This is a genomic window from Luteitalea sp., from assembly GCF_022842525.1.
In the GTDB taxonomy this organism is placed as follows: Bacteria; Acidobacteriota; Vicinamibacteria; order Vicinamibacterales; family Vicinamibacteraceae; genus Luteitalea.
The window spans coordinates 22,265-44,224 of record NZ_JALHPM010000036.1 but is presented as its reverse complement, the minus strand read 5'-3'; the positions used below and the strand labels follow the sequence as shown (position 1 = coordinate 44,224).

Genomic DNA, 21,960 nt, shown 5'->3' with positions numbered 1-21,960 from the left:
CCGGTGGCGCTGGAGAAGGGCCTGCGGTTCGCCATCCGTGAGGGTGGGCGTACGGTGGGTGCGGGCACCATCACCGAGATCCTGGCGTAATACCCCGGGTAGGGCCGGCTCTCCGAGCCGGCCGGTGACGGACGCCTCGGAGAGGCGTCCCTACCCACGAAAGAGAACAACATGTCTGGATTTGGCGAAAAGATCCGCATCCGCCTCAAGGCGTACGACGCCCGGGTGCTCGATCAGTCCACCACGGAAATCGTGGACACGGCCCGTCGCACGGGAGCCCGCCTGGCGGGTCCGGTGCCGCTGCCCACCGAGAAGAACAAGTGGACGGTGCTGCGCTCGCCGCACGTGGACAAGAAGTCGCGGGAGCAGTTCGAGATCCGGACGCACAAGCGTCTCGTGGACATCTTCGAGCCGACCCCGCAGACGGTGGACGCGCTGATGAAGCTGGATCTGCCTGCGGGCGTCGACGTCGAGATCAAGGCGTTCGGCAAGGAACACGGCAAGTAAACGATTTCGGATTGGCGATCCGCCTGCCCCCCGGCCAGTGCTGCGAGGGCGTCGGCGAGATACGGATCCAGAGGGTGGTAGACACACGATGGTGACGGGAATCATCGGCAAGAAGATCGGGATGACGCAGGTGTTCGGCGCTGACGGCGTCGTGACCCCGGTCACCGTGATCAAGGCCGGACCCTGCGTGGTGGTGCAGACCAAGACCGCGCAGAGCGACGGCTATGCGGCCGCCCAGATCGGGCTGGTCGAGGACAAGCCGGCCAAGGTGAGCCGGGGCCTGCAGGGCCATTACGCCAAGGCCAACGTGCCCCCGACGCGCGTGCGTCGCGAGGTGACCATCACGGGCGATGGCGTGACCGCCGGCAGTGAAGTGCTGGCCTCGGCGCTGTTCACGGACGGCGAAGTCGTCGACGTGATCGGCACCTCCCGCGGCATGGGCTTCCAGGGTGTGATGAAGCGCCACGGCTTCGCCGGCGGCGCCGCCTCGCACGGCTCGATGTTCCACCGGGCGCCGGGCTCGATTGGTGCGTCGTCGTACCCCTCGCGCGTCGTCAAGGGCATGCGGGCAGCGGGCCACATGGGCTACGACCGCGTGACCGTGCACAACCTGAAGATCGTGCGCGTGGATGGCGACAACCACCTGCTGCTGATCAAGGGGGCCGTGCCCGGGCCGCGCAACGGCATCGTTCTGATCCGCAAGGCGCGCAAGGCCAAGCCGGTGCGTGTGCCGCAGGTCGAGACGAAGAAGGGGAAGAAGTAAATGCATCTCGACGTCGTCAACACCAGCAACCAGAAGGTCGGCGGGCTCGACCTGCGTGACGAGGTGTTCGGCAACCGCGTGCGCACGGACCTGATCTGGGAAGCCGTGCGGCACGAGCAGGCCGAGGGCCGGCGCGGCACGCATGCGACCAAGACGCGCGGCGAAGTCGCCGGGTCGGGGCGCAAGTTGTGGAAGCAGAAGGGCACCGGTCGGGCGCGCGTCAGCGACGTGCGCAATCCGATCTGGCGCAAGGGCGGCACGACGCTCGGCCCGCAGCCCCGCGACTACGGCTACGCCTTCCCGAAGAAGATGGCCAAGGGGGCCCTTCGTGACGCGCTGGCGGCCAAGATTCGCGACGGCCAGATGGTGGTCGTGGACGCGCTGGCGGTGAGCGAGCCGAAGACGCGTGCGGCGGCCCAGTTGCTCAAGGGCCTGGGGCACGTGCGCAAGACGCTCGTCATCGACGTGGAGCCCACCGATGCGCTGGTCCTGTCGACGCGCAATCTCGCGGGTGTCCGGCTGGTGCCGGCCAACCGGGTGACGGCGCGCGACGTGATGGACTGCGCGACGGTCATTGCGAGCCAGGCGGCGCTGACGCGCCTGCAGGAGGCGCTGGCCTGAGGCGCGAGCCGCAGACCCGCGACGAGGAATCATGAAACTCACCGACGTCATCCGCCGGCCCCTTGTGACCGAGAAGAGCACCCTGCAGCGCGAGCTGGGGAACGTGCTGGCCTTCGAAGTGCACATGGACGCCACCAAGGTGGAGATCAAGCAGGCCGTCGAGCAGCTGTTCGGCGCCAAGGTGGCGGCCGTCCGCACGGCGAGCCAGCGCGGCAAGCTGAAGCGCCAGGGCCGCTTCGTGGGACGCCGCAGCGACTGGAAGAAGGCCTACGTTCGACTCCAGGCCGACCAGAAGGTCCCCGAGATCCTGGAGATCGCGTAAGCGAGGACGACCATGCCAGTTCGCACGTACAATCCGACGTCGCCCGGTCGCCGTTTCCAGACGGTCCAGACCTTCGACGAAATCACAGCCACCGAGCCCTACAAGCCGCTCACCGAGCCGCTGAAGAAGTCGGGCGGCCGCAACAACCACGGCGAGTTGACCTCGTGGTGGCGCGGCGGTGGGCACAAGCGGACCTACCGCATCATCGATTTCCGCCGGGACAAGCGTGACATCCCGGCCAAGGTGTCGACGATCGAGTACGACCCGAACCGTTCGGCGCGCATCGCGCTGATCACGTATGCCGATGGCGAGAAGCGCTACATCCTCCACCCGGTGGGGTTGAAGGTGGGCGACACGATCATCGCGGGCGTGACGGCCGACATCCTGCCGGGCAATGCGCTGCCGCTGAAGAACATCCCGCTGGGCACGGTCGTGCACAACGTGGAGTTGCGGCCGGGCAAGGGCGGGCAGATGGCGCGCAGTGCCGGCGCGGCGGTGCAGGTGGTGGCGAAGGAAGGCGAGTACGCCACGCTGCGCATGCCGTCCAGTGAAGTGCGCCTGGTGAACATGGAGTGCTACGCCACGGTGGGCCAGGTGGGCAACGTGGACCACGAGAACGTGTCGATCGGCAAGGCGGGACGCAGCCGGTGGCTGGGCAAGCGCCCTCACGTCCGCGGTGTGGCCATGAACCCGGTGGATCACCCGCTCGGCGGCGGCGAGGGCAAGACCTCGGGCGGCCGTCACCCGGTGACGCCGTGGGGCGTGCCGACCAAGGGCTACAAGACGCGCAACCGCAAGGCGACCGACGCGTTCATCGTCACGCGCAGGCAGAAGTAGGCCGGAATCATGAGCAGATCGCTGAAGAAGGGCCCGTTCATCGACACGCCGCTCCTCGAGAAGATCGAGGCGATGAATGCTGCCAACGAGAAGAAGGTCGTCAAGACCTGGTCGCGGCGCTCGACGGTGATTCCCGAGATGATCGGGCACACGCTGGCGGTGCACAACGGCAAGAAGTTCGTGCCGGTGTACGTGACCGAGAACATGGTCGGCCACAAGCTGGGCGAGTTCGCGGCCACGCGTTCCTTCAAGGGGCACCCCCTGAAGGCCGAGAAGGCCTCGAGGTAGGGAGACGACGATGGTGCAAGCGACAGCGACCTCCCGCAGCGTCCGCACCTCGGCCCAGAAGGCCGGGCTGGTGCTGGAGCTGATCCGCAACAAGGACGTGACCAGCGCGCTGGCGACGCTCAAGTTCTCCACCAAGGGTGTGGCGAAGAGCATCCACACGCTGCTCAAGTCGGCGATTGCCAATGCCCAGCAGGCCGAGGGTTTTGGCGGCGACGTCGAGCGTCTCTACGTGTCGGCCGCGTATGCCGACCAGGGCACGTCGTTCAAGCGCGTCCGCCCGGCCCCGATGGGTCGTGCGTTCCGCGTCGTGAAGCGGACGGCGCACCTGACGGTGCAGGTGGCCGAGCGACCTGTGCGTCGCCGGGCCCCTCAGGCCCCCACCAAGCCGCGGGCGCGCAAGGCCGCTGGCTCCGACAGCAACTAGGAACGAGGACGAAGTTTCATGGGCCAGAAGGTTCATCCCTACGGGTTCCGGCTCGGGTTCAACAAGACCTGGCGCTCGCGGTGGTTCGCGGACAAGGACTACGCGAAGCTGCTCCACGAGGACCTCAAGCTGCGCGACGACCTGAAGAAGCGGTTCGCGCATGCGGGTGTGTCGAAGGTGGAGATCGAGCGGGCCGCCAACAAGTTGAAGATCGACATCCACACCAGTCGGCCGGGCATCATCATCGGCCGCAAGGGTGCGGAGGTGGACAAGCTCAAGGCGCAGGTGCAGAAGCGCACCAACCGCGAGGTGTTCATCAACATCCAGGAGATCCAGAAGCCGGAACTGGATGCGCAGCTCATCGCGGAGTCGGTGGCCATGCAGCTCGAGAAGCGCATTGCCTTCCGCCGGGCGATGCGCAAGGCGGTGGAGTCGGCCCTGCGGTTCGGCGCGCGCGGCATCAAGGTGCGCGTGTCGGGTCGCCTGAACGGCGCCGAGATCGCACGGTCGGAGTGGTATCTGCACGGCCAGTTGCCGCTGCAGACGCTGCGTGCCGACATCGACTACGGCTTCTCCGAGGCGCGCACCACCTATGGCGCCATCGGTGTGAAGGTGTGGCTCTTCCAGGGAGAGCGCCTCGTGCCCAAGTTCGGTCGCGAGGAGGAGCAGTACCGGTCGCCGCGGCGTGCCGCGGGTGGTCGGGGATAGGAACGATTCGCCATGTTGATGCCCAAGAAGGTCAAGTACCGCAAGCAGCAGCGGGGACGCATGACAGGCAAGGCCTGGCGCGGGTCCGATGTCTCCTTCGGTGACTACGGGCTGAAGGCGCTCGAGCCCTGCTGGCTGACGGCGCGCCAGATCGAAGCGGCACGTATCGCGATGACCCGCTTCATCAAGCGCGGCGGCAAGATCTGGATCCGGGTGTTCCCGGACAAGCCGATCACGAAGAAGCCGCAGGAAACCCGTATGGGTAAGGGCAAGGGCGCCCCGGAAGCCTGGGTGTGCGTGATCAAGCCGGGTCGCATCCTCTTCGAGATGGAGGGGGTGGACGAGGTGACGGCACGCCGTGCGATGGAGCTGGCGGCGGCCAAGCTGCCCATCCTCACCAAGTTTGCGACGCGGTTCGCAGCACAGCAGGAGCAGGCGTGATGGCCAAGGTAGCGGAGTTCAAGGACCTCGGCGTCGAGCAGCTTGAGCAGCGCGCGGCGGAGATCGACAAGGAACTGTTCACGCTGCGGATTCGCAAGGCGATGGGACAGCTGGACAGGCCGCTGCAGATCCGGGACCTGCGTCGGGATCTGGCGCGGCTCAAGACCGTGCTGCGGCAGAAGGCCGACGCCCGCTAGGGCGCGCCGCGGAGAGAGCAGGAAGCGAGCTATGGCAGCCAAGGCAGAAATCGTCGGTCGCGTCGTCAGCGACAAGATGGACAAGGGAGTCGTCGTCGCCGTGACGCGTCAGGTGCGTCACGAGGTGTACGGCAAGGGCCAGCGCAAGACGTCACGGTTCATGGCGCACGATGAGGCCAATACCGCGAAGGTCGGCGACACGGTCGCGATCGTCGAGAGCCGCCCGCTCAGCCGCCGCAAGCGGTTCGTGGTGACGCGCATCGTCGAGCAGGCGAAGGTCATCTAGGAGGAACGCGATGATTCAGATGCGATCGATCCTGGACGTGGCCGACAACTCCGGCGCGCGCAAGATCTCGGTGATCAACCCGGTGGGTGGGTCGACGGGACGGTATGCGCGGCTCGGTGACATCGTCACCGCGTCGGTGAAGGAAGCGGCGCCGGACGGCAACGTGAAGAAGGGGCAGGTGGTCAAGGCGGTCATCGTGCGGACGCGCAAGGAACAGCGCCGCAAGGATGGCAGCTACATCCGCTTCGACCGCAACGCCGCGGTGCTGGTGAAGGACGATGGCGAGCCGATCGGCACCCGTGTGTTCGGGCCGGTGGCGCGCGAACTGCGCGAGCGGAAGTTCATGAAGATCATCTCGCTCGCCCCAGAGGTGCTGTAGGCGATGGCTGGCTTGAAGCGGATTCGCAAGAACGACGAGGTCATCGTCATCGCCGGCAAGGATCGCGGCAAGCGTGGACGTGTGACCCTGGTGGATGCCGATCGCAACCGGGTGGTGGTCGAGGGCTTGAACCTCGCCAAGCGGCACACGAAGCCGAACCCCCAGAAGCAGGTGCAGGGCGGCATCGTGGAACAGGAGGCGTCCATTCACGCCTCCAACGTGATGCTGGTGGACCCGGCCTCGGGCAAGCGCACCCGCGTGGGGATGCGCATCGAGAGCGACGGTCGCAAGGTCCGTGTCAGCCGACGCAAGGACGGCGGAGTGATCGACAAATGAGCCGGCTGAAGGAGCGCTACACCGGTGAGGTGGCGCCCGCCCTGCAGAAGGAATTCGGGTACGCCAACGTGATGGCGATCCCGAAGATCACGAAGGTCGTGATCAACCTCGGGCTCGGCGAGGCCACCCAGAACGCGAAGATCGTGGACGTCGCGGCCGACGAACTCATGCGCATCGCGGGCCAGAAGCCCGTCGTGACGCGCGCGAAGAAGTCGATTGCCCAGTTCCGCGTCCGCCAGGGCATGCCCATCGGGACGATGGTCACGCTGCGTGGCGAGCGGATGTTCGACTTCCTCGATCGCCTGATCTCGATGTCGCTGCCGCGGGTGCGCGACTTCCGGGGTATCCCGACGAAGGGCTTCGACGGGCGTGGCAACTACACGCTCGGGCTGAAGGACCAGCTGCTCTTCCCGGAAATCGACTACATGCGCGTGGACAAGCCGCGCGGCATGAACATCACCGTGGTCACCACGGCGAAGACCGACGAGGAATCGCGGCGCCTGCTGCAGCTCCTCGGATTCCCGTTCAGGCAGAGCTGACATGGCGACAACCGCAAAGATTGCCAAGGAACACAAGGTCCAGAAGTTTCAGGTCCGCGCCCGCAACCGGTGCGGCCGCTGCGGCCGACCGCGGGCGTACATGCGCAAGTTCGCCCTGTGCCGTCTGTGTTTCCGTGAGCTCGCCCTGCGTGGCGAGGTCGCGGGTGTGACCAAGAGCAGCTGGTAAGCCACAGCAGGGCCGGGAGTGCAGGCCCGCGACGGTCGCATGACCGCCGGGAACCGCGCTGCCGTGGTGCGCAGGCCGAGGACCAGGGAGTCCCGTGCCGCGCCCGGCCCACCGAGGACAAGGTATGACTGACCCGATTGCCGACATGCTGACGCGGATTCGCAATGCCGTCCAGTCGCGCCACACGCGCGTGGACGTGCCCGTGTCGAAGCTGAAGCTCGAGATCGCCCGCATCCTGGAGGCCGAAGGCTACATCGGCGGCTTCAAGGTGATCGACCACCCGACCACCCCGGACTCGCCGCAGAAGGTGGTGCGGATCGCCCTCAAGTACGGACCGCGCGGTGAACGCGTCATCTCCGGGCTCGAGCGCGTCAGCCGCCCCGGCCGCCGCGTCTACTTCGGCCGCGAGGCCGTCCCCACGGTGCTCGGCGGGCTCGGCACCGCGATCCTGACCACGTCGCAGGGCGTGATGACGGGACGCGAGGCGACCAAGGCCGGCGTCGGCGGCGAAGTGCTCTGCAACGTCTGGTAAGGACTGAGGAACATGTCTCGAATTGGCAAGAAGCCGATCCCCGTCCCCAAGGGTGTGCAGGTCACGCTGAAGGACGGCCTGGTCGAGGTGAAGGGGCCCAAGGGCCAGTTGTCGCAGGTGCTGCCTCCGGGCGTCACGATGGTGCTCGAGGACGGCCAGATCGTCACGAGCATCAGCGAGGCGCGCGAGATGCGGAAGTTCCACGGCCTCGGCCGCACCCTGGTGGCCAATGCGGTCCAGGGCGTGTCGGAGGGGTTCAAGCGGGAACTCGACATCGTCGGCGTGGGCTACCGTGCCGAGGTGAAGGGCCGCGACGTGCACTTCGCGCTCGGGTATTCGCACCCGGTGGTCTTCCCGTTGCCGCAGGGCATCGACGTGGCCATCGAGAAGCTGACGCATCTCACGGTGACGGGCATCGACAAGCAGATGGTCGGCCAGGTGGCCGCCAACATGCGGTCGCTGCGCAAGCCGGACCCCTACAAGCAGAAGGGTGTCCGGTACACCGGCGAAGTGCTCAAGAAGAAGGCCGGCAAGGCCGGCGCGAAGTAACGCGCGCTGAAGCGGAGAAGCTGCCGTGAAGATCGAAACCAAGAAGGACCGACGCGAGCGCATCCGCCTGCGCCTGCGCAAGAAGCTGAGCGGTGAAGCGGTACGGCCGCGGGTCGCCGTGTTCCGCAGCGTGGCGCACATCTACGTCCAGGCCATCGACGATGCCAGCGGTACGACCGTGGCGTCGGCGAGCACGACCGAGGCGGCCGTGAAGGGCCAGCTCGCCGAGGGCGAGCGGGGCGGCAACGTCAAGGGGGCGGCCGCCATCGGCCGCATCCTGGCCGAGCGGCTCAAGGAGAAGGGCATCACCCGTGTCGTGTTCGACCGCGGCGGGTTCCTGTACCACGGGCGCGTGCGCGCCGTCGCCGAAGCCGCGCGCGAAGCCGGCCTCGAGTTCTGAGGACTGACATGTACGAATTCCGCGATCGCATCGACGCGAGCCAGCTCGAGCTGAAGGACACCGTCGTGTCCATCAACCGCGTCACCAAGGTGGTCAAGGGCGGCAAGAACCTGTCCTTCAGCGCCCTGGTCATCGTCGGCGACAATGCCGGCCACGTCGGCTTCGGCGTCGGCAAGGCCAAGGAAGTGCCCTCGGCCATCAAGAAGGGGATCGAGGCTGCCAAGAAGTCGCTGGTCCGGGTGCCGCTCAAGGGCACGTCGGTGCCGCACGAGATCACCGGCCGCTTCGGCGCCGGGCGCGTGCTGCTGAAGCCGGCGCCGGACGGCACGGGCATCATCGCCGGTGGCGCCGTGCGCGCCGTGGTCGAGGCAGCCGGGATCCAGAACATCCTGACCAAGTCGCTCGGCTCGGCCAACCCGCACAACGTGGTGCGGGCGACGATCGCGGGGCTCAAGGGCCTCAAGGACCCGTCGGCCATTGCCCGCCTCCGCGGCAAGTCGGTCGAAGAACTGCTGAACGCCTGAGGACGTGATGTCGGAAACCACTCCCCGTCGACAGAAGCCGGCCACGCTCGCCGCCCCCAAGGGCAAGACCCTCAAGGTCACCCTGGTGCGCAGTGTGATCGGGTACGACAAGAAGCAGGGCGAGATCGTCAAGGGTCTCGGCCTGCGCAAGATTGGGCACACCGTGGAGGTCCTCGATCATCCCGCCATGCGCGGCATGATCCAGAAGGTCCGCCACATGGTCACCGTCGAGTAGCCGGAATCAGATGGCCTTCGGCCTTCGGCCCTGGGCCTTGGGACATGCGAAGGCCGACGGCCGCGTGACGACGGTCGACAGGAAAGAGTCATCATGGATTTGAGCGATCTCAAGCCAGCCAAGGGTGCGACCCACGCCAGCAAGCGCGTGGGCCGTGGCCAGGGGTCGGGCAATGGCAAGACGGCCGGGCGAGGCCACAAGGGCGCCAAGTCGCGCTCGGGCTTCAAGCGCAAGCGCGGGTTCGAGGGCGGCCAGATGCCGCTGCACCGACGCCTGCCCAAGCGCGGCTTCACGAACATCTTCCGCAGCGAGTACGCGGTGATCAACCTCGACCAGCTCGAAGCGCTGTTCGAGGCCAACACCGACGTGACGCCGGAGGTCCTGCATGGTCAGGGGCTGGCGCAGGGCACCCAGAAGATCAAGGTGCTCGGCCGCGGCGAACTGACCAAGACGCTCAACGTCAAGGCCCACAAGTTCAGCGGGGCGGCCGCGCAGAAGATTCAGGCGGCCGGCGGCACCGTCGAGAGCCTGTAGGGCTCGCCGACGCCGCACGTCGCACGTCGAAGGTAGCGGGCGCCCCGCCGGGGCGCCCACGTCGGCCGGCTCGCAAGGCCGGCCCTACCCTCCGAAACATCGAGACCACGACCGATGGATAGCTTGAGGAACATCTTCGCCGTCCCGGAGCTTCGTACCCGGGTGCTGTTCACGCTGGCAGTGCTCGGCGTGTTCCGCATTGGCCACCACATCCCGACGCCCGGTGTGAACACCGAGGCGCTGGCGTTGCTGGCCGAGCAGGCGCGCAATACGATGTTCGGCCTGTACGACCTGTTCTCGGGCGGGAACCTGTCGCGCGTGACGATCTTCGCGCTCGGCGTCATGCCGTACATCAGTGCGTCGATCATCCTGCAGCTGCTGACCGTGGTGTGGCCGACCCTCGAGCGGATCTCGAAGGAAGGCGAACTCGGTCGCCGCAAGATCACGCAGTACACCCGCTACGGGACCATCCTGCTGTCGGTGGTGCAGGCGCTGAGCATCGCCATCTTCCTGGAGCGCCAGACCAACATCGCCGGTGGCCTGCCGCTGGTGTACGACCCGGGCTGGGGCTTCCGCCTGCTGACGGTGCTGACGCTGACGACCGGGTCGATCTTCGTGATGTGGCTGGGTGAGCAGATCACGGAGCGCGGGGTCGGCAACGGCATGTCGCTGATCATCTACTCGGGCATCGTCGTCGGCCTGCCGCGGGCCGTCATGACGACCCTCGATCAGCTGAAGACCGGCGAGATCGGCCTGCTGCGGCTGGCGCTGCTGGTCCTGGTGATGGTGGTGGTGGTGGCGGCGATCGTGTACGTCGAGCGCGCCCATCGGCGTGTCACCGTGCACTACGCCAAGCGCGTCGTCGGTCGCCGGATGTACGGCGGATCGAGCACGCACATCCCGCTCAAGGTCAACACGGGCGGCGTGATGCCGGTCATCTTCGCCTCGTCGCTGCTGGCGTTCCCGGCGACCATCGCCGGGATGTTCCCGCCGGAGAGCTGGGTGCAGCGCGCGGCGCAGCAGTTGATGTGGGGCATGCCGCTCTACAACCTGCTGACGGTCGCCCTGATCATCTTCTTTGCGTACTTCTACACCGCCATCGTCTTCAACCCGGACGATGTGGCGGAGAACATGCGCAAGTACGGCGGGTTCGTGCCGGGCATCCGCCCGGGCAAGCGGACGGCCGAGTACATCGACCTGATCCTGACGCGGATCACGCTGGTGGGGGCGCTGTACCTCGCCGCCGTGGCGCTGCTGCCGGAATTCCTGATCAGCGGCTTCAAGGTGGCGCCGATTCCCTTCATCGGGGAGTCGCTGGACGCCGCGCTGCCTGGCTGGTTCACCAACGGTCTCGGCGTGACGTTCTTCTTCGGGGGCACGTCGCTCCTGATCGTCGTCGGCGTGGCCATGGACACCGTGCAGCAGCTGGAGTCGCAGCTCATCATGCGGCACTACGACGGGTTCATGAAGAAGACCCGCATCCGCGGACGGAGAGGGTAGGCCGCCCGTTGGCTCGTCCAGGCCTCAATGTGGTGATGCTCGGTCCGCCGGGCGCGGGGAAGGGCACGCACGCCAGCCGGCTGGCGCGCCACTACCACGTGCCCAAGATTTCGACCGGCGACATTCTCCGGGAGTCGGCCGCGGCTGGCACCCAGCTCGGGCTCGAGGCCCGGGCGCGCATCGATCAGGGCCATCTCGTCAGCGACGAGGTCGCCATCGCCATCGTCCGGGAACGACTCTCTCGACAGGACGTCGCTTTAGGGTTTATCCTTGATGGTTTCCCGCGGACGGTCGGACAGGCCGCGGCGCTGGATGAGATGATGGAGGGACGGTCGCCGTTGACCGTCCTGCACATCGTGGTTCCGGTCGAGGTGCTGGTGGGCCGACTGCACGCCCGGCGCGTGTGCGGGGTTTGCGGCACCAACGCCGATCCGACCAAGCCGGATGTCGGGGTGTGCGCCAGTTGCGGCGGCGCGCTCGTCACCCGGGCAGACGATGACGAGCAGGTGGTGCGCAACCGCCTGCAGATTTACGAGGATCGGACGGCGCCGCTGGTGAACTACTACCAGGACCGCCCGACGTTCTTCACGATTGACGGCAACGTCTCGCCGGACACCGTGGCGGGCGCCATGAAGGACGCCCTGGCGTCGGCGATGGCGGTGGCTGAGGGGGGCACGCGGTGATCACCTGCCGGTCGGCGGAAGAGCTCGTGAAGCTGCGGGCCGCCAACCAGTTGGTGGCGCGGATCCTCGAGGACCTGCGGCGGCTGGTGGTGCCGGGGGCGACCACGGCGGGCATCGACGCCGAGGCCGAGCGCCTGGTGGGCGTGGCCGGGGCGCAGCCGGCGTTCAAGGGGTATCGCGGGTTTCCCGCGACCATCTGCGCGTCGCGCAATCACGAGGTGGTGCATGGCATCCCCTCGTCACAGGCGCTGGTGGAGGGCGACATCCTCTCGATCGACATGGGGGTGAAGCTCGACGGGTGGTATGGCGACTCGGCGGTGACGGTGGGTGTTGGGGCGATTGCCCCCGAGGCCCAGCGCTTGCTGGATGTGACCGAGGCGTCGCTGTACAAGGGCATCGACGCAGTGCGGCCGGGGGCGCGGGTGTCCGACATCGGCCAGGCCGTCCAGGCGTACGTGGAGGCCCAGGGGTTCACGGTGGTGCGGGAGTTCGTGGGGCACGGCATCGGCACGAAGTTGCACGAAGAGCCGCAGATCCCGAACTACGGCCCCGGGGGACGCGGGCCGCGTCTGGCGGAGGGCATGGTCCTGGCGATCGAGCCCATGGTGAACGCGGGACGCGCGGCGGTGCGGGTGTTGTCGGACGGCTGGACGGCCATCACGGTGGACGGGACGCTGTCGGCGCACTTCGAGCACACGGTGGCGGTGACCGCGGACGGCGTCGAGATTCTGACGCTGCGGCCGGCGGCGATGGCCAGCGGCCGCTGAGGCGGCATGAGTGAGGGACTGCGCGGCACGGTCATCGAGCAGTTGCCGCAAGCCCTGTATCGGGTGCGCCTGGAATCAGGGCACGTGATCATGGCGCACGGCACCGGGGACATCCGTCGCAACTTCGTGCGGATCCTGGTGGGAGATCGGGTGGTTGTGCGGGTGTCGCCGTTCGACGTCACGCGCGGCCGGATTATCGGGCGGCTCGCACCGGGTGGCCGCCGTCAGAACGGAAGCGACGGTAGCGAGACATGAAGGTCAGAGCATCGGTCAAGCGCATTTGCGTGAAGTGCAAGATCGTCCGGCGACGCGGTGTCGTGCGGGTGATTTGCGACAACCAGAAGCACAAGCAGCGGCAGGGATAGGGCATGGCACGTATCGCAGGCGTGGATCTTCCGCGGACCAAGCGCGTCGAGATCGGACTCACCTACATCTACGGCATCGGACGCAAGCGTTCCGGTGACATTCTCAAGGCCTCGGGCGTCAGCCCGGACATCCGGATCAAGGACCTCACCGAAGAGGACGTCCGGGCCATCTCGAAGGTCATCGAGGACGTGGGTGGCGTCGAGGGCGATCTCCGCAAGGAGATCTCGCTCAACATCAAGCGCTTGATGGAAATCGGCTGCTACCGCGGCCTGCGGCATCGCCGCAGCCTCCCGGTCCGCGGTCAGCGCACGAAGACGAACGCGCGCACGCGGAAGGGCCCGCGCAAGGGCGCCATCGCCAAGAAGAAGACGGTGTAGGACATGGCAGACGAGAAGAAGGGCGCGGCAGGCCGGAAGAAGGTCTTCAAGAAGCGCGGCGAGAAGAAGGTGGTCCACAGCGGTGTGGCCCACATTCAGGCGTCGTTCAACAACACGCTGGTCACGATCACGGATGTCGACGGCAACGTCGTGTCCTGGTCGAGTGCCGGGGCGATTGGCTTCAAGGGGTCCCGCAAGGGCACGCCGTTTGCCGCCACTCAGGCGGCCATGAATGCCGGCACGGCTGCGAAGGGCGTCGGGATGCGCTCGATCGAGGTTCGTGTGAAGGGACCGGGTGCGGGTCGCGAATCGGCCGTCCGCGCTCTTTCCAACGTCGGGTTGGATGTCAAGACCATCCGCGACGTCACGCCGATTCCGCACAACGGCTGCCGGCCGCCCAAGAAGCGTCGCGTCTAGCGCGCCGGGCGTCCACGGTCGTCAAGAGGGAGGGCACGCCCATTTTGCGTGCCGATCCGCGCGCTCCGGCGCGCGTCGTGAGAAGGACACGAAGGCTACATGGCTCGATACATCGGACCCGTCTGCCGTCTCTGCCGGCGAGAGGGCATGAAGCTCTTCCTCAAGGGAGAGCGCTGCTACACGTCGAAGTGCGCCATCGAGAAGCGCAACCTGCCCCCGGGCCAGCACGGCAAGGCGCGCAAGGCGAAGATGCTCGGCTACGGCCTGCAACTGCGCGAGAAGCAGAAGGTCAAGCGCACCTACGGCGTGCTCGAGAACCAGTTCCGCCGCTACTTCGAGGCGGCCGACCGCCAGCGCGGGATCACGGGCGAGACGCTGCTGCAGTTGCTGGAGCGCCGCCTCGACAACGCCGTCTACCGGCTCGGGTTCGCCTCGTCGCGTCCCCAGGCCCGGCAGCTCGTCAAGCACGGCCACTTCCTCGTCAACGGCAAGAAGGTGGACATCCCGTCCTACCAGCTGCGCCAGGGCGACGTCGTGAGCATCCGCGCCTCGAGCGAGAAGAATCCGGCGATTCTGCATGCGTTCGAAGAAGTGAAGGGCCGCGGCGTTCCCGAATGGCTGTCCGTCGACACGGCGGCCGGGACCGGGCGCGTGGTGTCGCTGCCGACGCGTGAGCAGATCAACCTGCCCGTGCAGGAGCAGCTGATCGTCGAGCTCTATTCGAAGTAGCTGCCGGACGCGTTCGGCACTCTGCCGAACGGTTCGTCAGCCTGCCGGGGCGACCGGCGGCGGCCAGGAGGGGCTCAGGCGCGCAGGCGCGGGGTCCCCGGCCCATTTTTGACTGGAAAGGACTACATCGATGCTGTGGAAGGGGTTCCAGCGCCCGAAGCGACTCAACGTTGAACGCGAGAGCCAGACCGGCCGGTTCGGGCGGTTCACCGCGCAGCCGTTCGAGCGCGGGTGGGGTACCACCATCGGCAACGCGATGCGCCGGGTGCTGCTGTCGTCCATCGAGGGCGCGGCGATCACTGCGGTGAAGATCGAGGGTGTCCAGCACGAGTTCTCGCCCGTCGAGGGCGTCGTGGAAGATGCCACCGACATCATCCTCAACCTCAAGCAGGTCCCGTTCAAGCTGCATGGGGACGAGACCAAGATGCTGTACCTGCGCATCGACAAGCCGGGGCCGGTGCACGCCCGCGACATCGAGGTCGACCACACGGTCGAGGTTCTCGATCCGGATGCGCACATCGCCACCGTCTCCGAGGGCGGCAAGCTGTACATGGAGATGCGCCTCAAGAACGGGCGCGGCTACGTGTCGGCCGACCGCAACTTCGACGAGGATCTCGGCATCGGCTGGATCCCCGTGGACTCGGTCCACTCGCCGGTCCGCAAGGTGAACTACCTGGTCGAATCGGCGCGCGTGGGCCAGAACACGGACTACGACAAGCTGACCCTCGAGGTGAACACCAGCGGGGCGCTGTCGCCGACCGAGGCCATCGAGCTCGCGGCCCAGTTGCTGCGCGATCACCTCTTCATCTTCGGCGGCGACGATGACGACGATGTCGTGGTCGGCGAGGGTGGCGACGCCACGCCTGCGACGCTCACCGAGGAGAGCAACGAGCACCTCGACAAGAGCATCGAAGAGCTCGAGCTGTCGGTTCGTTCCTACAACTGTCTGAAGAACGCCAACATCCGGACCATCCGGGAACTGGTGGCCAAGACGGAGAACGACCTGCTCAAGACCAAGAACTTTGGCCGCAAGTCGCTCAACGAGATCAAGGAGATCCTCCAGACGATGGGTCTCAGCCTCGGCATGAGCGTGGAGCAGCCAGCACAGTAGGGAACAGGCTCCAGCTCACGGCTCTCACGGCTCACGGCACGCTGCCGCAGCCTCTGGTGAGCCCTGAGCCATGAGCCGAGAGCCTGCAGAGAACGGACCATGAGACACGGTGTTGCCCATCGCAAGCTCGGACGCGTAACCGAGCACCGCATCGCCCTCCTGCGCAATCAGGCCCAGGCGCTGCTCCGCCACGAGCGGATCCAGACCACGCTGCCCAAGGCCAAGGAACTGCGCCCGTACGTCGAGCGCATCATCTCCATCGCCAAGCGCAGCCTCGTGACCGATGGCACCGACGAAGAGCGTCGGATCCGTCGCATGAACGCCGAGCGTCTCGTCGCCCGCGACGTGGCCGACAAGAAGGTCGTCACGAAGCTGTTCGACACGCTGGCACCGCGCTTCGTCGAGCGTCCGGGTGGCTACACCCGCGTCCTCAAGCTCGGGCACCGTCGCGGCGACGCGGCGGAGGTGGCGCAGATCGAACTCGTCGGCAGTGAGTTCGATCCCAACGCCGGCACGGTCGAGGCCGGCGAGACCGCCGAGCAGCCGACGGGCCTTCGCGGCCGCGCCCGCGCGGCGGTGAAGAAGCTGCAGGACGAAGGCGCCACGACGGGCGAAGACAAGCCCAAGCGCGCCCGGAAGTCGGCCAAGAAGGCCGAGTAACCGGCACGGTCGACGGGACCCCGTCCCGGCCGCCGTCTCGTTCGCTGGAAGACACGAAAGGGAGCCCCGCCGTCAGGCGAGGGCTCCCTTTTCGTTTGCTGGACGCCTCGGCGGGCCCTCCGCGGGCTCGGTCGAGCCCCGCCCCTCCCCCAGAGACTCCGATCCAGCCGGACGGCTCAGCCGTTCGACGCGCGCGCGGCCGTCGTTGATGAGGGCATGCCCCGACACCTCCGTGACAACGCCTGGCCGCAGCGGGTCCAGCGCGCGGAGCGGCTGACCTGATGGCCGGGGCCCTGGTGTCGTTGCTGGGCCGCGTGGGCGCTGGGCGTGGGGCCTGGGCGGTCGTCTCGTTCCTGTTTCCGGCGTTCGCCATCGTCGAGGACGGGCGCGTCGCCGTCGCGATGCTGCTCTTCGTGATGGAGACGCTGCTGGCCTCGACCCTGCTCGGCGTCCGGCTGGGGGTCGCGACCCGGCACGCCCAGGACGAGCCCGACGTGCAGACGCGCCTCCGTGAGGTCCGCAGGCTGCTGCTGATCCTGGTCGTGCCCTTCAGTCTCGTCTGTGGCGTGATGCTCGGCGTCGTGACGCTGATCGAACACGCCAACACCGGCCGCTTCGAGGGCGCGCTGGAGATCTTCACGTCGCGTGCGACGTGGATGGCGGGGGCGTTGCTGGCATCGGCGGTGCTGGACGCCGTGGTCGCACCGGTGCGGACCGTGCACTGGCTGGAGACGACCGCCGCCTGGCAGTGGAGCCGGACGGCCGTCCTCTTCCTGACGATGCTGATTGGATGGCCGGTGATGCTCTTCACCGGCACCTCGCAGGCCTTTGCGTGGATCTTCTTCGCGTTCCGGCTGCTCACGGACATCGGGTCGATGAGGCCCGGGGAACGCGAGCGCATCCGCGGGGTCGTGTTCGACGGGCCGACCACCCCCGACGGAGCCGTCAGAGACACGGCCAAGGCACCGCCACGCCACTCGGCGGCGCACGCACGCCATCGGCGTGGCCACGACGACCCGCGGCGCCTTCCCGACTGAAGCGCCCTGAGCCGTGAGCCCTGAGCCATCGGTGCCGAGCCGAGAGCCCTGAGCCCAGAGCCCTGGCTAGCGCCCGAGCATCACCGGCTGCGTCCAGGCGGCCTTGCCGTCCGACTGGGTGATCTTCGCGCGCACGTAGCCTTCGCTGCCCTTGACCGTGTACGTGGCGTCGGTCCCCTCGACGTCCTGCAACACGGCGCCACCCGTGCCGATGAACTGGATGCGGTAGCCCGCCTTCATGCTGTCCTCGGTGCCGTTGCCCCAGAACTTCTGCTTCACCTTCACGGTGATCGCCGCCGGCGACGCCTGGTAGTCCGCGAGTTCCACACCCGTCGACGCGTAGAAGTCCCCGCGGTCGAGCGCCTCGACGATGGCCTTCGCGTCGAGCGTCTCGGCGCGCACCATCACCCACCCCATCCCGGGGCGCGACGACGACAGGTCGTCGAGCTTCTTGAACTCGTGCGCGTCGTCGGTGGCCAGGCCGAAGAGGAGGATGCCGCGCGAGAGCAGCGCGTCCCAGGTCTGCTCGAGGCTCGGGTGCCCGGAGCCGCCGACGTTGTTGACCATCGGGTGCGCGTTGTAGATCTCGAACAGCTTGTTGTTGCGGACCTGTGCGAGGTCGTCCGCGGTGATCGCCCAGCCGAAGTTCGGATGGTTGATGTGCGGCACGCCGTTGGCCATGCGGATGGCATCGACGTTCTTCTGCACCACCTCGGCGACGCTTGCGCCCTCGCGGATCGGCACCACGAGCCGGTCCGGATTGAGGCCGTTGATGTGGAGCGGCTTCGCCTGGAAACCCGAGGACACCTCCTCGCCCTTGACGACGAGGAACTTGTCGTCGGCGCCATGCAGCGCGTTGAGTCCGTCGACCGAGGTCAGGTAGTTGTGGTCCGTCAGGACGACGAAGTGGTACCGGTGGTCGCGATACCAGCGCACGACCTCGTCTGGCGTGCTGTCCCCGTCGCTGTTCAGGGTGTGGGTGTGTGTGTTGCCCTTGAACCAGCGCAGGGTGGACGACTGGGTTGGCGCCGGCGCCTGCGCGCCGGTGGCGACAGCGAAGGCGGCGGCGCCCAGAAGGATCGACGAGAGCAGGAGGCGGCGAGTCATCGGCACCGGCTATGCGTCCGAGTGCTCGACGCCGTGGTCGGTCTTGTGGGCGGCCACGATCTTGGCTTGCTGATGCGCCGGCACTTCCTCGTAGTGGGAGTGGGTCATGCGGTATGAGCCGCGTCCGCCGGTCGCCGAGGTCAGGTGTTGTTCGTAGGTGAGCATCTCGGACATCGGCACCTGCGCCTTGATCGTCGTCGCGTGGCCGCGGGCTTCCATGCCGCTGATGCGTCCGCGTCGGCCGTTGAGATCGCCCATGAGGTCGCCGGCACACTCGTTCGGCGCGTAGACCTCGACCTGCATGATGGGCTCGAGCAGCACCGGCCTGGCCCTGGTCATCGCGTCACGCAGGGCGAGCGAGCCGGCCATCTTGAACGACATCTCGTTGCTGTCCACCGGGTGGAACGATCCGTCGAACACGGTCGCCTTGAAGTCGACGAGAGGGAAGCCGGCCAGGAAGCCGCGCAGCCGCGCTTCCTGGATGCCCTTCTCGACGGCGGGGACGAACTGACGCGGGATCGAGCCACCGAAGATGTCGTCCTCGAACTGGAAGTCCGAGCCGCGCGGCAGGGGTTCGACGCGGATCTTGCAGTCGCCGAACTGGCCGTGGCCGCCGGTCTGCTTCTTGTGCCGTCCGTGCGCCTCGGTGCTGGCGGTGATCGTCTCGAGATAGGGGATGCGCGGCAGCTTGAGCGTGACGTCGACGCCGAAGCGCCGCTTCAACTTCGCGACGGTCACTTCGAGATGCAGCTGACCCTGGCCCGAGATCAGCTGTTCGTGCGTCCGCGGGTCGCGGTCGGTGCGAATCGTCGGGTCTTCTTCCTGGAGGCGATGCAGCGCCGTGCTGATCTTGTCCTCGTCGCCGCGCGTCTTGGGCTCGAGGGCGTACGACAGGAGCGGCGCCGCGAACGCGATCGGGGGGAAGGTCAGATCGGTGGCCTTGTCCGACAGCGTGTCGCCGGTCTGGGCCTCCTTCAGCTTGGCGATGGCGCCGAGGTCGCCGGCGTGCAGTTCGTTCACCTGCGCCTGCGTCTTGCCCTGGAGGGCCATCAGGTGGGCGATGCGCTCCTGGGATCCTCGCGTCAGGTTGGACAGCGTGGTGTCGTTGCGGATGACGCCGGTGACGACCCGGAACAGCGAGATCCGGCCGGCGAACGGGTCGGCCACGGTCTTCCACACGAACACGCGGGTCGGCGCCGTGTCGTCGGCGCTGACGGTGACCGCTTGCGCGTCCGCCGCCTGGATCGCCGGCAGGGGCCGCTCCACCGGGGAGGGGGCGTATTGCGTCAACGCCTCGAGGAGGCGATCGGCACCGATGTTCTCGGCACCCGCCGCGCAGAACACGGGGACCACGGCGCCCTTGCCGACCGCGGTGCGCAGGCCGGTCACGAGTTCGTCGTCGGTCAGCGTGCCTTCATCGAAGAAACGCGACATCAGCGCATCGTCGGCCTCGGCGACCAGTTCGACGAGGGCCTCGCGGGCGTTCCTCGCCTCGGCGGCGATGCTTTCGGGGATGGCGACGGCCTTGCCGCGGCCGGTGCCGCCGTCATAGGTGTAGGCGCGCTGGCCGACGAGGTCGATGACGCCCCGAAAGCCCTTCTCCTCGCCATAGGGCAACTGCACCGGCACGAGCGTGCGGCCGAAGGTGGCGTGCAGGTCCTCGAGGGCGGTGGCGAAGCTGGCGCGCTCGCGGTCGAGGCGATTGATGACCACGAAGCGGGCGAGCTGCTGGTCGGACGCCAGGCCCCACACGCGCTCGGTCTGCACTTCGACGCCGGCGACCGCATCGACCACCACGAGGGCCGCGTCGGTCACCCGCAGGGCCGCGCCCGTCTCGCTGAGGAAGTTGCCGAACCCCGGCGTGTCCACGAGGTTGACCTTGGTGCCCTGCCACTCCAGCCAGGCCGGCGTGGCGGCGAGGGTGTGCTTGCGGGCGATGGCTTCGTCGTCGAAATCGGTCGGCGCGGTGCCGTCGTCGACGCGTCCGAGGCGAGTCGTGGCCCCGGCGGTGAACAGCAGGGCGGAGATGAGCTGGGTCTTGCCGGAGCCGTTGTGGCCGACGACTGCCACGTTGCGAATGGTCGCCGCTGCATAGGTGGGCATGAGCACCCTCGAGGGGGAAAAGAGCTACACGCCCGCGATGCTATGCCAGAGCCGTGACGCGAACAAGGGGCGGACGGCTCGGCATTCGCCAGGCCGCCCGCCCCCTGGTCGCGAATGCCGCGATGCCGCGAATGCCGAATGCCGGAAGGACGAAGGCCCAAGGCCCAAGGCCCAAGGCCCAGAACCCAAGGCCCAGGCGCCGAAGGCCGTCCCTACTCGTACCGGAGCGCTTCGATGGGATCGAGCTTGGCGGCCTTGATGGCGGGCAGCATCCCGAAGAGGATGCCGACAGTCGCCGAGAAGCCGACGCCGATGGCGAACGACCACAGGGGAAGCGCGACGGGGAAGCCGGCAAAGACGTTGATGGCGTACCCGATGGCGGCGCCCAGGGCAATCCCCAGCAGTCCGCCCAGCATGGTCAGGAAGACCGCCTCGATGAGGAACTGGATCAGGATCTCGCGCCGCCGCGCCCCGAGGGCCTTGCGGACGCCGATCTCCCGTGTCCGCTCGGTCACCGAGATGGTCATGATGGCCATGACCCCGATACCGCCCACCATGAGTGCAATCGACGAGATGACGAAGAGCGCGAGCACCACGGCCTGCGTGAACTGCCGCAGGAAGCCGACGATGAAGTCGGCCGTCACCGTGTCGAAGTCGTTCTCCTCCCCGAGCTTGAGGCGATGTCTGGCCCGCATGATCGTCTCGATCTCGGTGAGCAGAGCCTCCACCTTCACGCCGGGCGCCGCGGCGACGACCAGCGTGAGGGGACGGAACACGATGCCGCGCAGCCGCGGGGTCGGGTAGCGCTTTTCGTACGTCGTCCACGGGATGACGGCAAAGCCATTGGCGTCGCCAAGGGCGGCCGGCCGCTTGTCCATCACGCCGACCACCGTGTAGTTGTCCCGCCCGACTCGCACGACCTTGCCGATCGGATCGATGCCGCGCGTCAGGAACAGCGCCTCGGCAGGGGAGTAGCCGAGCACGATGACGTTGCGCTTGGCCTGGACCTCGAAGTCGCCGAAGAAGCGGCCGGCCAGGAACGGGATGAAGTTGAGCTCGCCGAAGTTGGACGTCGCGCCGATCACCGCAAACGGCTTGGTGGCCTCGCCGGCGAAACTCATGCGCTCGATGGCGGCAAACGGCCCCCCGCCGCCCAACTGCAGCCCGACGTCCGCCACGAGCGGCGACTCGGCGATTGCCTTGGCATCGTCGTTGGTCAGGTTGGGGCGCTTGATGACTTCGAGGAAGCTGCGGCCGCTCGAGAAGCTCTGGAAGCCCAGCTTCTGCACGAACACGGTGTTGCTGCCGAAGGCGCGGATCTGGTTCTCGAGCGAATCGCCGAAGCCCTTGATCAGGGCCGTCATGGCCACGATCGACATCACGCCGATGACGACGCCGAGGATCGTCAGCGCCGAGCGCAGCTTGTTGGCGCGCAGCGTATCGACCGCGATACGGAGGATTTCCCAGAGCATGCCGACGCGAAGAGCCATGTGT

General features: G+C 67.4%; 36 protein-coding genes. 33 read left to right on the top strand and 3 right to left on the bottom strand.

The window, feature by feature from the left end:
• From Q0C41_RS10005 to Q0C41_RS09845, 33 genes are all read left to right on the top strand, one after another.
• A partial coding sequence (locus Q0C41_RS10005; RefSeq protein ID WP_367079191.1) for a hypothetical protein occupies window positions 1-90 on the top strand: 90 nt, incomplete at its 5' end.
• Between the two features lie 81 nt (window positions 91-171).
• A complete protein-coding gene (gene rpsJ, locus Q0C41_RS10000) occupies window positions 172-507 on the top strand; it encodes a 30S ribosomal protein S10 (RefSeq protein WP_110173163.1) in 336 nt (111 codons plus the stop codon).
• Window positions 508-595: 88 nt separating this feature from the next.
• A complete protein-coding gene (rplC, locus tag Q0C41_RS09995) occupies window positions 596-1,270 on the top strand; it encodes a 50S ribosomal protein L3 (protein ID WP_291983380.1) in 675 nt (224 codons plus the stop codon).
• Window positions 1,271-1,891 (top strand): 50S ribosomal protein L4, encoded by a 621-nt coding sequence (gene rplD / locus Q0C41_RS09990; protein WP_291983378.1) that lies wholly within the window; start codon window positions 1,271-1,273, stop codon window positions 1,889-1,891.
• A gap of 31 nt (window positions 1,892-1,922) precedes the next feature.
• Window positions 1,923-2,213, top strand: coding sequence for a 50S ribosomal protein L23 (locus Q0C41_RS09985; RefSeq protein WP_291983376.1), 291 nt, complete (start codon window positions 1,923-1,925; stop codon window positions 2,211-2,213).
• Window positions 2,214-2,225: 12 nt separating this feature from the next.
• Window positions 2,226-3,050: a 50S ribosomal protein L2 gene (rplB, locus tag Q0C41_RS09980; protein WP_291983374.1), complete on the top strand. Its 825-nt coding sequence runs from the start codon at window positions 2,226-2,228 to the stop codon at window positions 3,048-3,050.
• Between the two features lie 9 nt (window positions 3,051-3,059).
• On the top strand, window positions 3,060-3,338 hold the full coding sequence (gene rpsS / locus Q0C41_RS09975; RefSeq protein WP_291983372.1) for a 30S ribosomal protein S19: 279 nt from the start codon (window positions 3,060-3,062) through the stop codon (window positions 3,336-3,338).
• 10 nt (window positions 3,339-3,348) lie between these two features.
• A complete protein-coding gene (rplV, locus tag Q0C41_RS09970) occupies window positions 3,349-3,762 on the top strand; it encodes a 50S ribosomal protein L22 (protein WP_367079190.1) in 414 nt (137 codons plus the stop codon).
• Between the two features lie 18 nt (window positions 3,763-3,780).
• Window positions 3,781-4,470 (top strand): 30S ribosomal protein S3, encoded by a 690-nt coding sequence (gene rpsC / locus Q0C41_RS09965; protein WP_291983370.1) that lies wholly within the window; start codon window positions 3,781-3,783, stop codon window positions 4,468-4,470.
• Between the two features lie 12 nt (window positions 4,471-4,482).
• Window positions 4,483-4,911, top strand: coding sequence for a 50S ribosomal protein L16 (gene rplP / locus Q0C41_RS09960; protein WP_291983367.1), 429 nt, complete (start codon window positions 4,483-4,485; stop codon window positions 4,909-4,911).
• A complete protein-coding gene (gene rpmC, locus Q0C41_RS09955) occupies window positions 4,911-5,108 on the top strand; it encodes a 50S ribosomal protein L29 (RefSeq protein ID WP_291983365.1) in 198 nt (65 codons plus the stop codon). Before rplP ends, rpmC begins: the two co-directional genes overlap by 1 nt.
• Before the next feature lie 31 nt (window positions 5,109-5,139).
• Window positions 5,140-5,394 carry a 30S ribosomal protein S17 gene (gene rpsQ / locus Q0C41_RS09950; protein WP_291983363.1) on the top strand — a complete coding sequence of 85 codons (255 nt, stop codon included), beginning with the start codon at window positions 5,140-5,142 and terminating at the stop codon, window positions 5,392-5,394.
• A gap of 10 nt (window positions 5,395-5,404) precedes the next feature.
• Window positions 5,405-5,773: a 50S ribosomal protein L14 gene (rplN, locus tag Q0C41_RS09945; RefSeq protein WP_291983362.1), complete on the top strand. Its 369-nt coding sequence runs from the start codon at window positions 5,405-5,407 to the stop codon at window positions 5,771-5,773.
• Between the two features lie 3 nt (window positions 5,774-5,776).
• Complete coding sequence (gene rplX / locus Q0C41_RS09940; protein WP_291983360.1) at window positions 5,777-6,109, top strand: 50S ribosomal protein L24; 333 nt, start codon at window positions 5,777-5,779, stop codon at window positions 6,107-6,109.
• Window positions 6,106-6,648 carry a 50S ribosomal protein L5 gene (gene rplE / locus Q0C41_RS09935; protein ID WP_291983358.1) on the top strand — a complete coding sequence of 181 codons (543 nt, stop codon included), beginning with the start codon at window positions 6,106-6,108 and terminating at the stop codon, window positions 6,646-6,648. The genes rplX and rplE overlap by 4 nt, the downstream gene beginning before the upstream one ends.
• A 1-nt stretch (window position 6,649) precedes the next feature.
• The gene (locus tag Q0C41_RS09930) at window positions 6,650-6,835 is read left to right on the top strand and encodes a type Z 30S ribosomal protein S14 (RefSeq protein ID WP_291983356.1); all 186 of its coding nucleotides are present in this window, start codon (window positions 6,650-6,652) and stop codon (window positions 6,833-6,835) included.
• Window positions 6,836-6,959: 124 nt separating this feature from the next.
• A complete protein-coding gene (gene rpsH, locus Q0C41_RS09925; protein WP_291983354.1) occupies window positions 6,960-7,367 on the top strand; it encodes a 30S ribosomal protein S8 in 408 nt (135 codons plus the stop codon).
• A 12-nt stretch (window positions 7,368-7,379) separates the two neighbouring features.
• A complete protein-coding gene (rplF, locus tag Q0C41_RS09920) occupies window positions 7,380-7,916 on the top strand; it encodes a 50S ribosomal protein L6 (protein WP_291983352.1) in 537 nt (178 codons plus the stop codon).
• 25 nt (window positions 7,917-7,941) lie between these two features.
• Window positions 7,942-8,316 carry a 50S ribosomal protein L18 gene (gene rplR / locus Q0C41_RS09915; protein WP_291983350.1) on the top strand — a complete coding sequence of 125 codons (375 nt, stop codon included), beginning with the start codon at window positions 7,942-7,944 and terminating at the stop codon, window positions 8,314-8,316.
• An 8-nt stretch (window positions 8,317-8,324) separates the two neighbouring features.
• Window positions 8,325-8,840 (top strand): 30S ribosomal protein S5, encoded by a 516-nt coding sequence (gene rpsE, locus Q0C41_RS09910; RefSeq protein ID WP_291983349.1) that lies wholly within the window; start codon window positions 8,325-8,327, stop codon window positions 8,838-8,840.
• A gap of 82 nt (window positions 8,841-8,922) precedes the next feature.
• On the top strand, window positions 8,923-9,075 hold the full coding sequence (rpmD, locus tag Q0C41_RS09905) for a 50S ribosomal protein L30 (protein WP_291983386.1): 153 nt from the start codon (window positions 8,923-8,925) through the stop codon (window positions 9,073-9,075).
• 93 nt (window positions 9,076-9,168) lie between these two features.
• Window positions 9,169-9,609 (top strand): 50S ribosomal protein L15, encoded by a 441-nt coding sequence (gene rplO, locus Q0C41_RS09900; RefSeq protein WP_291983347.1) that lies wholly within the window; start codon window positions 9,169-9,171, stop codon window positions 9,607-9,609.
• Window positions 9,610-9,723: 114 nt separating this feature from the next.
• Window positions 9,724-11,109 carry a preprotein translocase subunit SecY gene (gene secY, locus Q0C41_RS09895; RefSeq protein WP_291983345.1) on the top strand — a complete coding sequence of 462 codons (1,386 nt, stop codon included), beginning with the start codon at window positions 9,724-9,726 and terminating at the stop codon, window positions 11,107-11,109.
• A 35-nt stretch (window positions 11,110-11,144) separates the two neighbouring features.
• Entirely contained in the window at window positions 11,145-11,792 is a 648-nt protein-coding gene (locus tag Q0C41_RS09890; protein ID WP_291983344.1) for an adenylate kinase, read from the top strand.
• A complete protein-coding gene (gene map, locus Q0C41_RS09885) occupies window positions 11,789-12,559 on the top strand; it encodes a type I methionyl aminopeptidase (protein WP_291983341.1) in 771 nt (256 codons plus the stop codon). The genes Q0C41_RS09890 and map overlap by 4 nt, the downstream gene beginning before the upstream one ends.
• 6 nt (window positions 12,560-12,565) lie before the next feature.
• Complete coding sequence (gene infA, locus Q0C41_RS09880; protein ID WP_291983339.1) at window positions 12,566-12,814, top strand: translation initiation factor IF-1; 249 nt, start codon at window positions 12,566-12,568, stop codon at window positions 12,812-12,814.
• A complete protein-coding gene (gene rpmJ / locus Q0C41_RS09875) occupies window positions 12,811-12,924 on the top strand; it encodes a 50S ribosomal protein L36 (RefSeq protein ID WP_110173142.1) in 114 nt (37 codons plus the stop codon). Before infA ends, rpmJ begins: the two co-directional genes overlap by 4 nt.
• Before the next feature lie 3 nt (window positions 12,925-12,927).
• Window positions 12,928-13,302 (top strand): 30S ribosomal protein S13, encoded by a 375-nt coding sequence (gene rpsM / locus Q0C41_RS09870; RefSeq protein WP_291983334.1) that lies wholly within the window; start codon window positions 12,928-12,930, stop codon window positions 13,300-13,302.
• A gap of 3 nt (window positions 13,303-13,305) precedes the next feature.
• Window positions 13,306-13,719 carry a 30S ribosomal protein S11 gene (gene rpsK / locus Q0C41_RS09865; protein ID WP_291983332.1) on the top strand — a complete coding sequence of 138 codons (414 nt, stop codon included), beginning with the start codon at window positions 13,306-13,308 and terminating at the stop codon, window positions 13,717-13,719.
• Between the two features lie 99 nt (window positions 13,720-13,818).
• Window positions 13,819-14,448, top strand: coding sequence for a 30S ribosomal protein S4 (gene rpsD, locus Q0C41_RS09860; protein WP_291983330.1), 630 nt, complete (start codon window positions 13,819-13,821; stop codon window positions 14,446-14,448).
• A 130-nt stretch (window positions 14,449-14,578) separates the two neighbouring features.
• Window positions 14,579-15,559 (top strand): DNA-directed RNA polymerase subunit alpha, encoded by a 981-nt coding sequence (locus Q0C41_RS09855; RefSeq protein WP_291983327.1) that lies wholly within the window; start codon window positions 14,579-14,581, stop codon window positions 15,557-15,559.
• A 99-nt stretch (window positions 15,560-15,658) separates the two neighbouring features.
• Window positions 15,659-16,219 (top strand): 50S ribosomal protein L17, encoded by a 561-nt coding sequence (rplQ, locus tag Q0C41_RS09850; RefSeq protein WP_367079189.1) that lies wholly within the window; start codon window positions 15,659-15,661, stop codon window positions 16,217-16,219.
• Window positions 16,220-16,500: 281 nt separating this feature from the next.
• Entirely contained in the window at window positions 16,501-17,256 is a 756-nt protein-coding gene (locus tag Q0C41_RS09845) for a DUF6498-containing protein (protein WP_291983326.1), read from the top strand.
• Between the two features lie 66 nt (window positions 17,257-17,322).
• On the opposite strand, the gene Q0C41_RS09840 is transcribed toward Q0C41_RS09845, so the two are convergent.
• From Q0C41_RS09840 to Q0C41_RS09830, 3 genes are all read right to left on the bottom strand, one after another.
• Window positions 17,323-18,363 carry a PHP domain-containing protein gene (locus Q0C41_RS09840; RefSeq protein WP_291983324.1) on the bottom strand — a complete coding sequence of 347 codons (1,041 nt, stop codon included), beginning with the start codon at window positions 18,361-18,363 and terminating at the stop codon, window positions 17,323-17,325.
• A 9-nt stretch (window positions 18,364-18,372) separates the two neighbouring features.
• Entirely contained in the window at window positions 18,373-20,466 is a 2,094-nt protein-coding gene (gene fusA, locus Q0C41_RS09835) for an elongation factor G (protein WP_291983322.1), read from the bottom strand.
• A gap of 212 nt (window positions 20,467-20,678) precedes the next feature.
• A complete protein-coding gene (locus Q0C41_RS09830) occupies window positions 20,679-21,956 on the bottom strand; it encodes an ABC transporter permease (protein WP_291983321.1) in 1,278 nt (425 codons plus the stop codon).
• Window positions 21,957-21,960: the final 4 nt, after the last annotated feature.

Excerpts from the sequence above, each read along its gene's own strand:
- rpsJ (WP_110173163.1), top strand. The coding sequence starts at position 172 with ATGTCTGGATTTGGCGAAAAGATCCGCATCCGCCTCAAGGCGTACGAC.
- rplC (WP_291983380.1), top strand. The coding sequence starts at position 596 with ATGGTGACGGGAATCATCGGCAAGAAGATCGGGATGACGCAGGTGTTC.
- rplD (WP_291983378.1), top strand. The coding sequence starts at position 1,271 with ATGCATCTCGACGTCGTCAACACCAGCAACCAGAAGGTCGGCGGGCTC.
- Q0C41_RS09985 (WP_291983376.1), top strand. The coding sequence starts at position 1,923 with ATGAAACTCACCGACGTCATCCGCCGGCCCCTTGTGACCGAGAAGAGC.
- rplB (WP_291983374.1), top strand. The coding sequence starts at position 2,226 with ATGCCAGTTCGCACGTACAATCCGACGTCGCCCGGTCGCCGTTTCCAG.
- rpsS (WP_291983372.1), top strand. The coding sequence starts at position 3,060 with ATGAGCAGATCGCTGAAGAAGGGCCCGTTCATCGACACGCCGCTCCTC.
- rplV (WP_367079190.1), top strand. The coding sequence starts at position 3,349 with ATGGTGCAAGCGACAGCGACCTCCCGCAGCGTCCGCACCTCGGCCCAG.
- rpsC (WP_291983370.1), top strand. The coding sequence starts at position 3,781 with ATGGGCCAGAAGGTTCATCCCTACGGGTTCCGGCTCGGGTTCAACAAG.
- rplP (WP_291983367.1), top strand. The coding sequence starts at position 4,483 with ATGTTGATGCCCAAGAAGGTCAAGTACCGCAAGCAGCAGCGGGGACGC.
- rpmC (WP_291983365.1), top strand. The coding sequence starts at position 4,911 with ATGGCCAAGGTAGCGGAGTTCAAGGACCTCGGCGTCGAGCAGCTTGAG.
- rpsQ (WP_291983363.1), top strand. The coding sequence starts at position 5,140 with ATGGCAGCCAAGGCAGAAATCGTCGGTCGCGTCGTCAGCGACAAGATG.
- rplN (WP_291983362.1), top strand. The coding sequence starts at position 5,405 with ATGATTCAGATGCGATCGATCCTGGACGTGGCCGACAACTCCGGCGCG.
- rplX (WP_291983360.1), top strand. The coding sequence starts at position 5,777 with ATGGCTGGCTTGAAGCGGATTCGCAAGAACGACGAGGTCATCGTCATC.
- rplE (WP_291983358.1), top strand. The coding sequence starts at position 6,106 with ATGAGCCGGCTGAAGGAGCGCTACACCGGTGAGGTGGCGCCCGCCCTG.
- Q0C41_RS09930 (WP_291983356.1), top strand. The coding sequence starts at position 6,650 with ATGGCGACAACCGCAAAGATTGCCAAGGAACACAAGGTCCAGAAGTTT.
- rpsH (WP_291983354.1), top strand. The coding sequence starts at position 6,960 with ATGACTGACCCGATTGCCGACATGCTGACGCGGATTCGCAATGCCGTC.
- rplF (WP_291983352.1), top strand. The coding sequence starts at position 7,380 with ATGTCTCGAATTGGCAAGAAGCCGATCCCCGTCCCCAAGGGTGTGCAG.
- rpsE (WP_291983349.1), top strand. The coding sequence starts at position 8,325 with ATGTACGAATTCCGCGATCGCATCGACGCGAGCCAGCTCGAGCTGAAG.
- rplO (WP_291983347.1), top strand. The coding sequence starts at position 9,169 with ATGGATTTGAGCGATCTCAAGCCAGCCAAGGGTGCGACCCACGCCAGC.
- secY (WP_291983345.1), top strand. The coding sequence starts at position 9,724 with ATGGATAGCTTGAGGAACATCTTCGCCGTCCCGGAGCTTCGTACCCGG.
- Q0C41_RS09890 (WP_291983344.1), top strand. The coding sequence starts at position 11,145 with ATGCTCGGTCCGCCGGGCGCGGGGAAGGGCACGCACGCCAGCCGGCTG.
- infA (WP_291983339.1), top strand. The coding sequence starts at position 12,566 with ATGAGTGAGGGACTGCGCGGCACGGTCATCGAGCAGTTGCCGCAAGCC.
- rpmJ (WP_110173142.1), top strand. The coding sequence starts at position 12,811 with ATGAAGGTCAGAGCATCGGTCAAGCGCATTTGCGTGAAGTGCAAGATC.
- rpsM (WP_291983334.1), top strand. The coding sequence starts at position 12,928 with ATGGCACGTATCGCAGGCGTGGATCTTCCGCGGACCAAGCGCGTCGAG.
- rpsK (WP_291983332.1), top strand. The coding sequence starts at position 13,306 with ATGGCAGACGAGAAGAAGGGCGCGGCAGGCCGGAAGAAGGTCTTCAAG.
- rpsD (WP_291983330.1), top strand. The coding sequence starts at position 13,819 with ATGGCTCGATACATCGGACCCGTCTGCCGTCTCTGCCGGCGAGAGGGC.
- Q0C41_RS09855 (WP_291983327.1), top strand. The coding sequence starts at position 14,579 with ATGCTGTGGAAGGGGTTCCAGCGCCCGAAGCGACTCAACGTTGAACGC.
- rplQ (WP_367079189.1), top strand. The coding sequence starts at position 15,659 with ATGAGACACGGTGTTGCCCATCGCAAGCTCGGACGCGTAACCGAGCAC.
- Q0C41_RS09845 (WP_291983326.1), top strand. The coding sequence starts at position 16,501 with ATGGCCGGGGCCCTGGTGTCGTTGCTGGGCCGCGTGGGCGCTGGGCGT.
- Q0C41_RS09840 (WP_291983324.1), bottom strand. The coding sequence starts at position 18,363 with ATGACTCGCCGCCTCCTGCTCTCGTCGATCCTTCTGGGCGCCGCCGCC.
- fusA (WP_291983322.1), bottom strand. The coding sequence starts at position 20,466 with ATGCCCACCTATGCAGCGGCGACCATTCGCAACGTGGCAGTCGTCGGC.
- Q0C41_RS09830 (WP_291983321.1), bottom strand. The coding sequence starts at position 21,956 with ATGGCTCTTCGCGTCGGCATGCTCTGGGAAATCCTCCGTATCGCGGTC.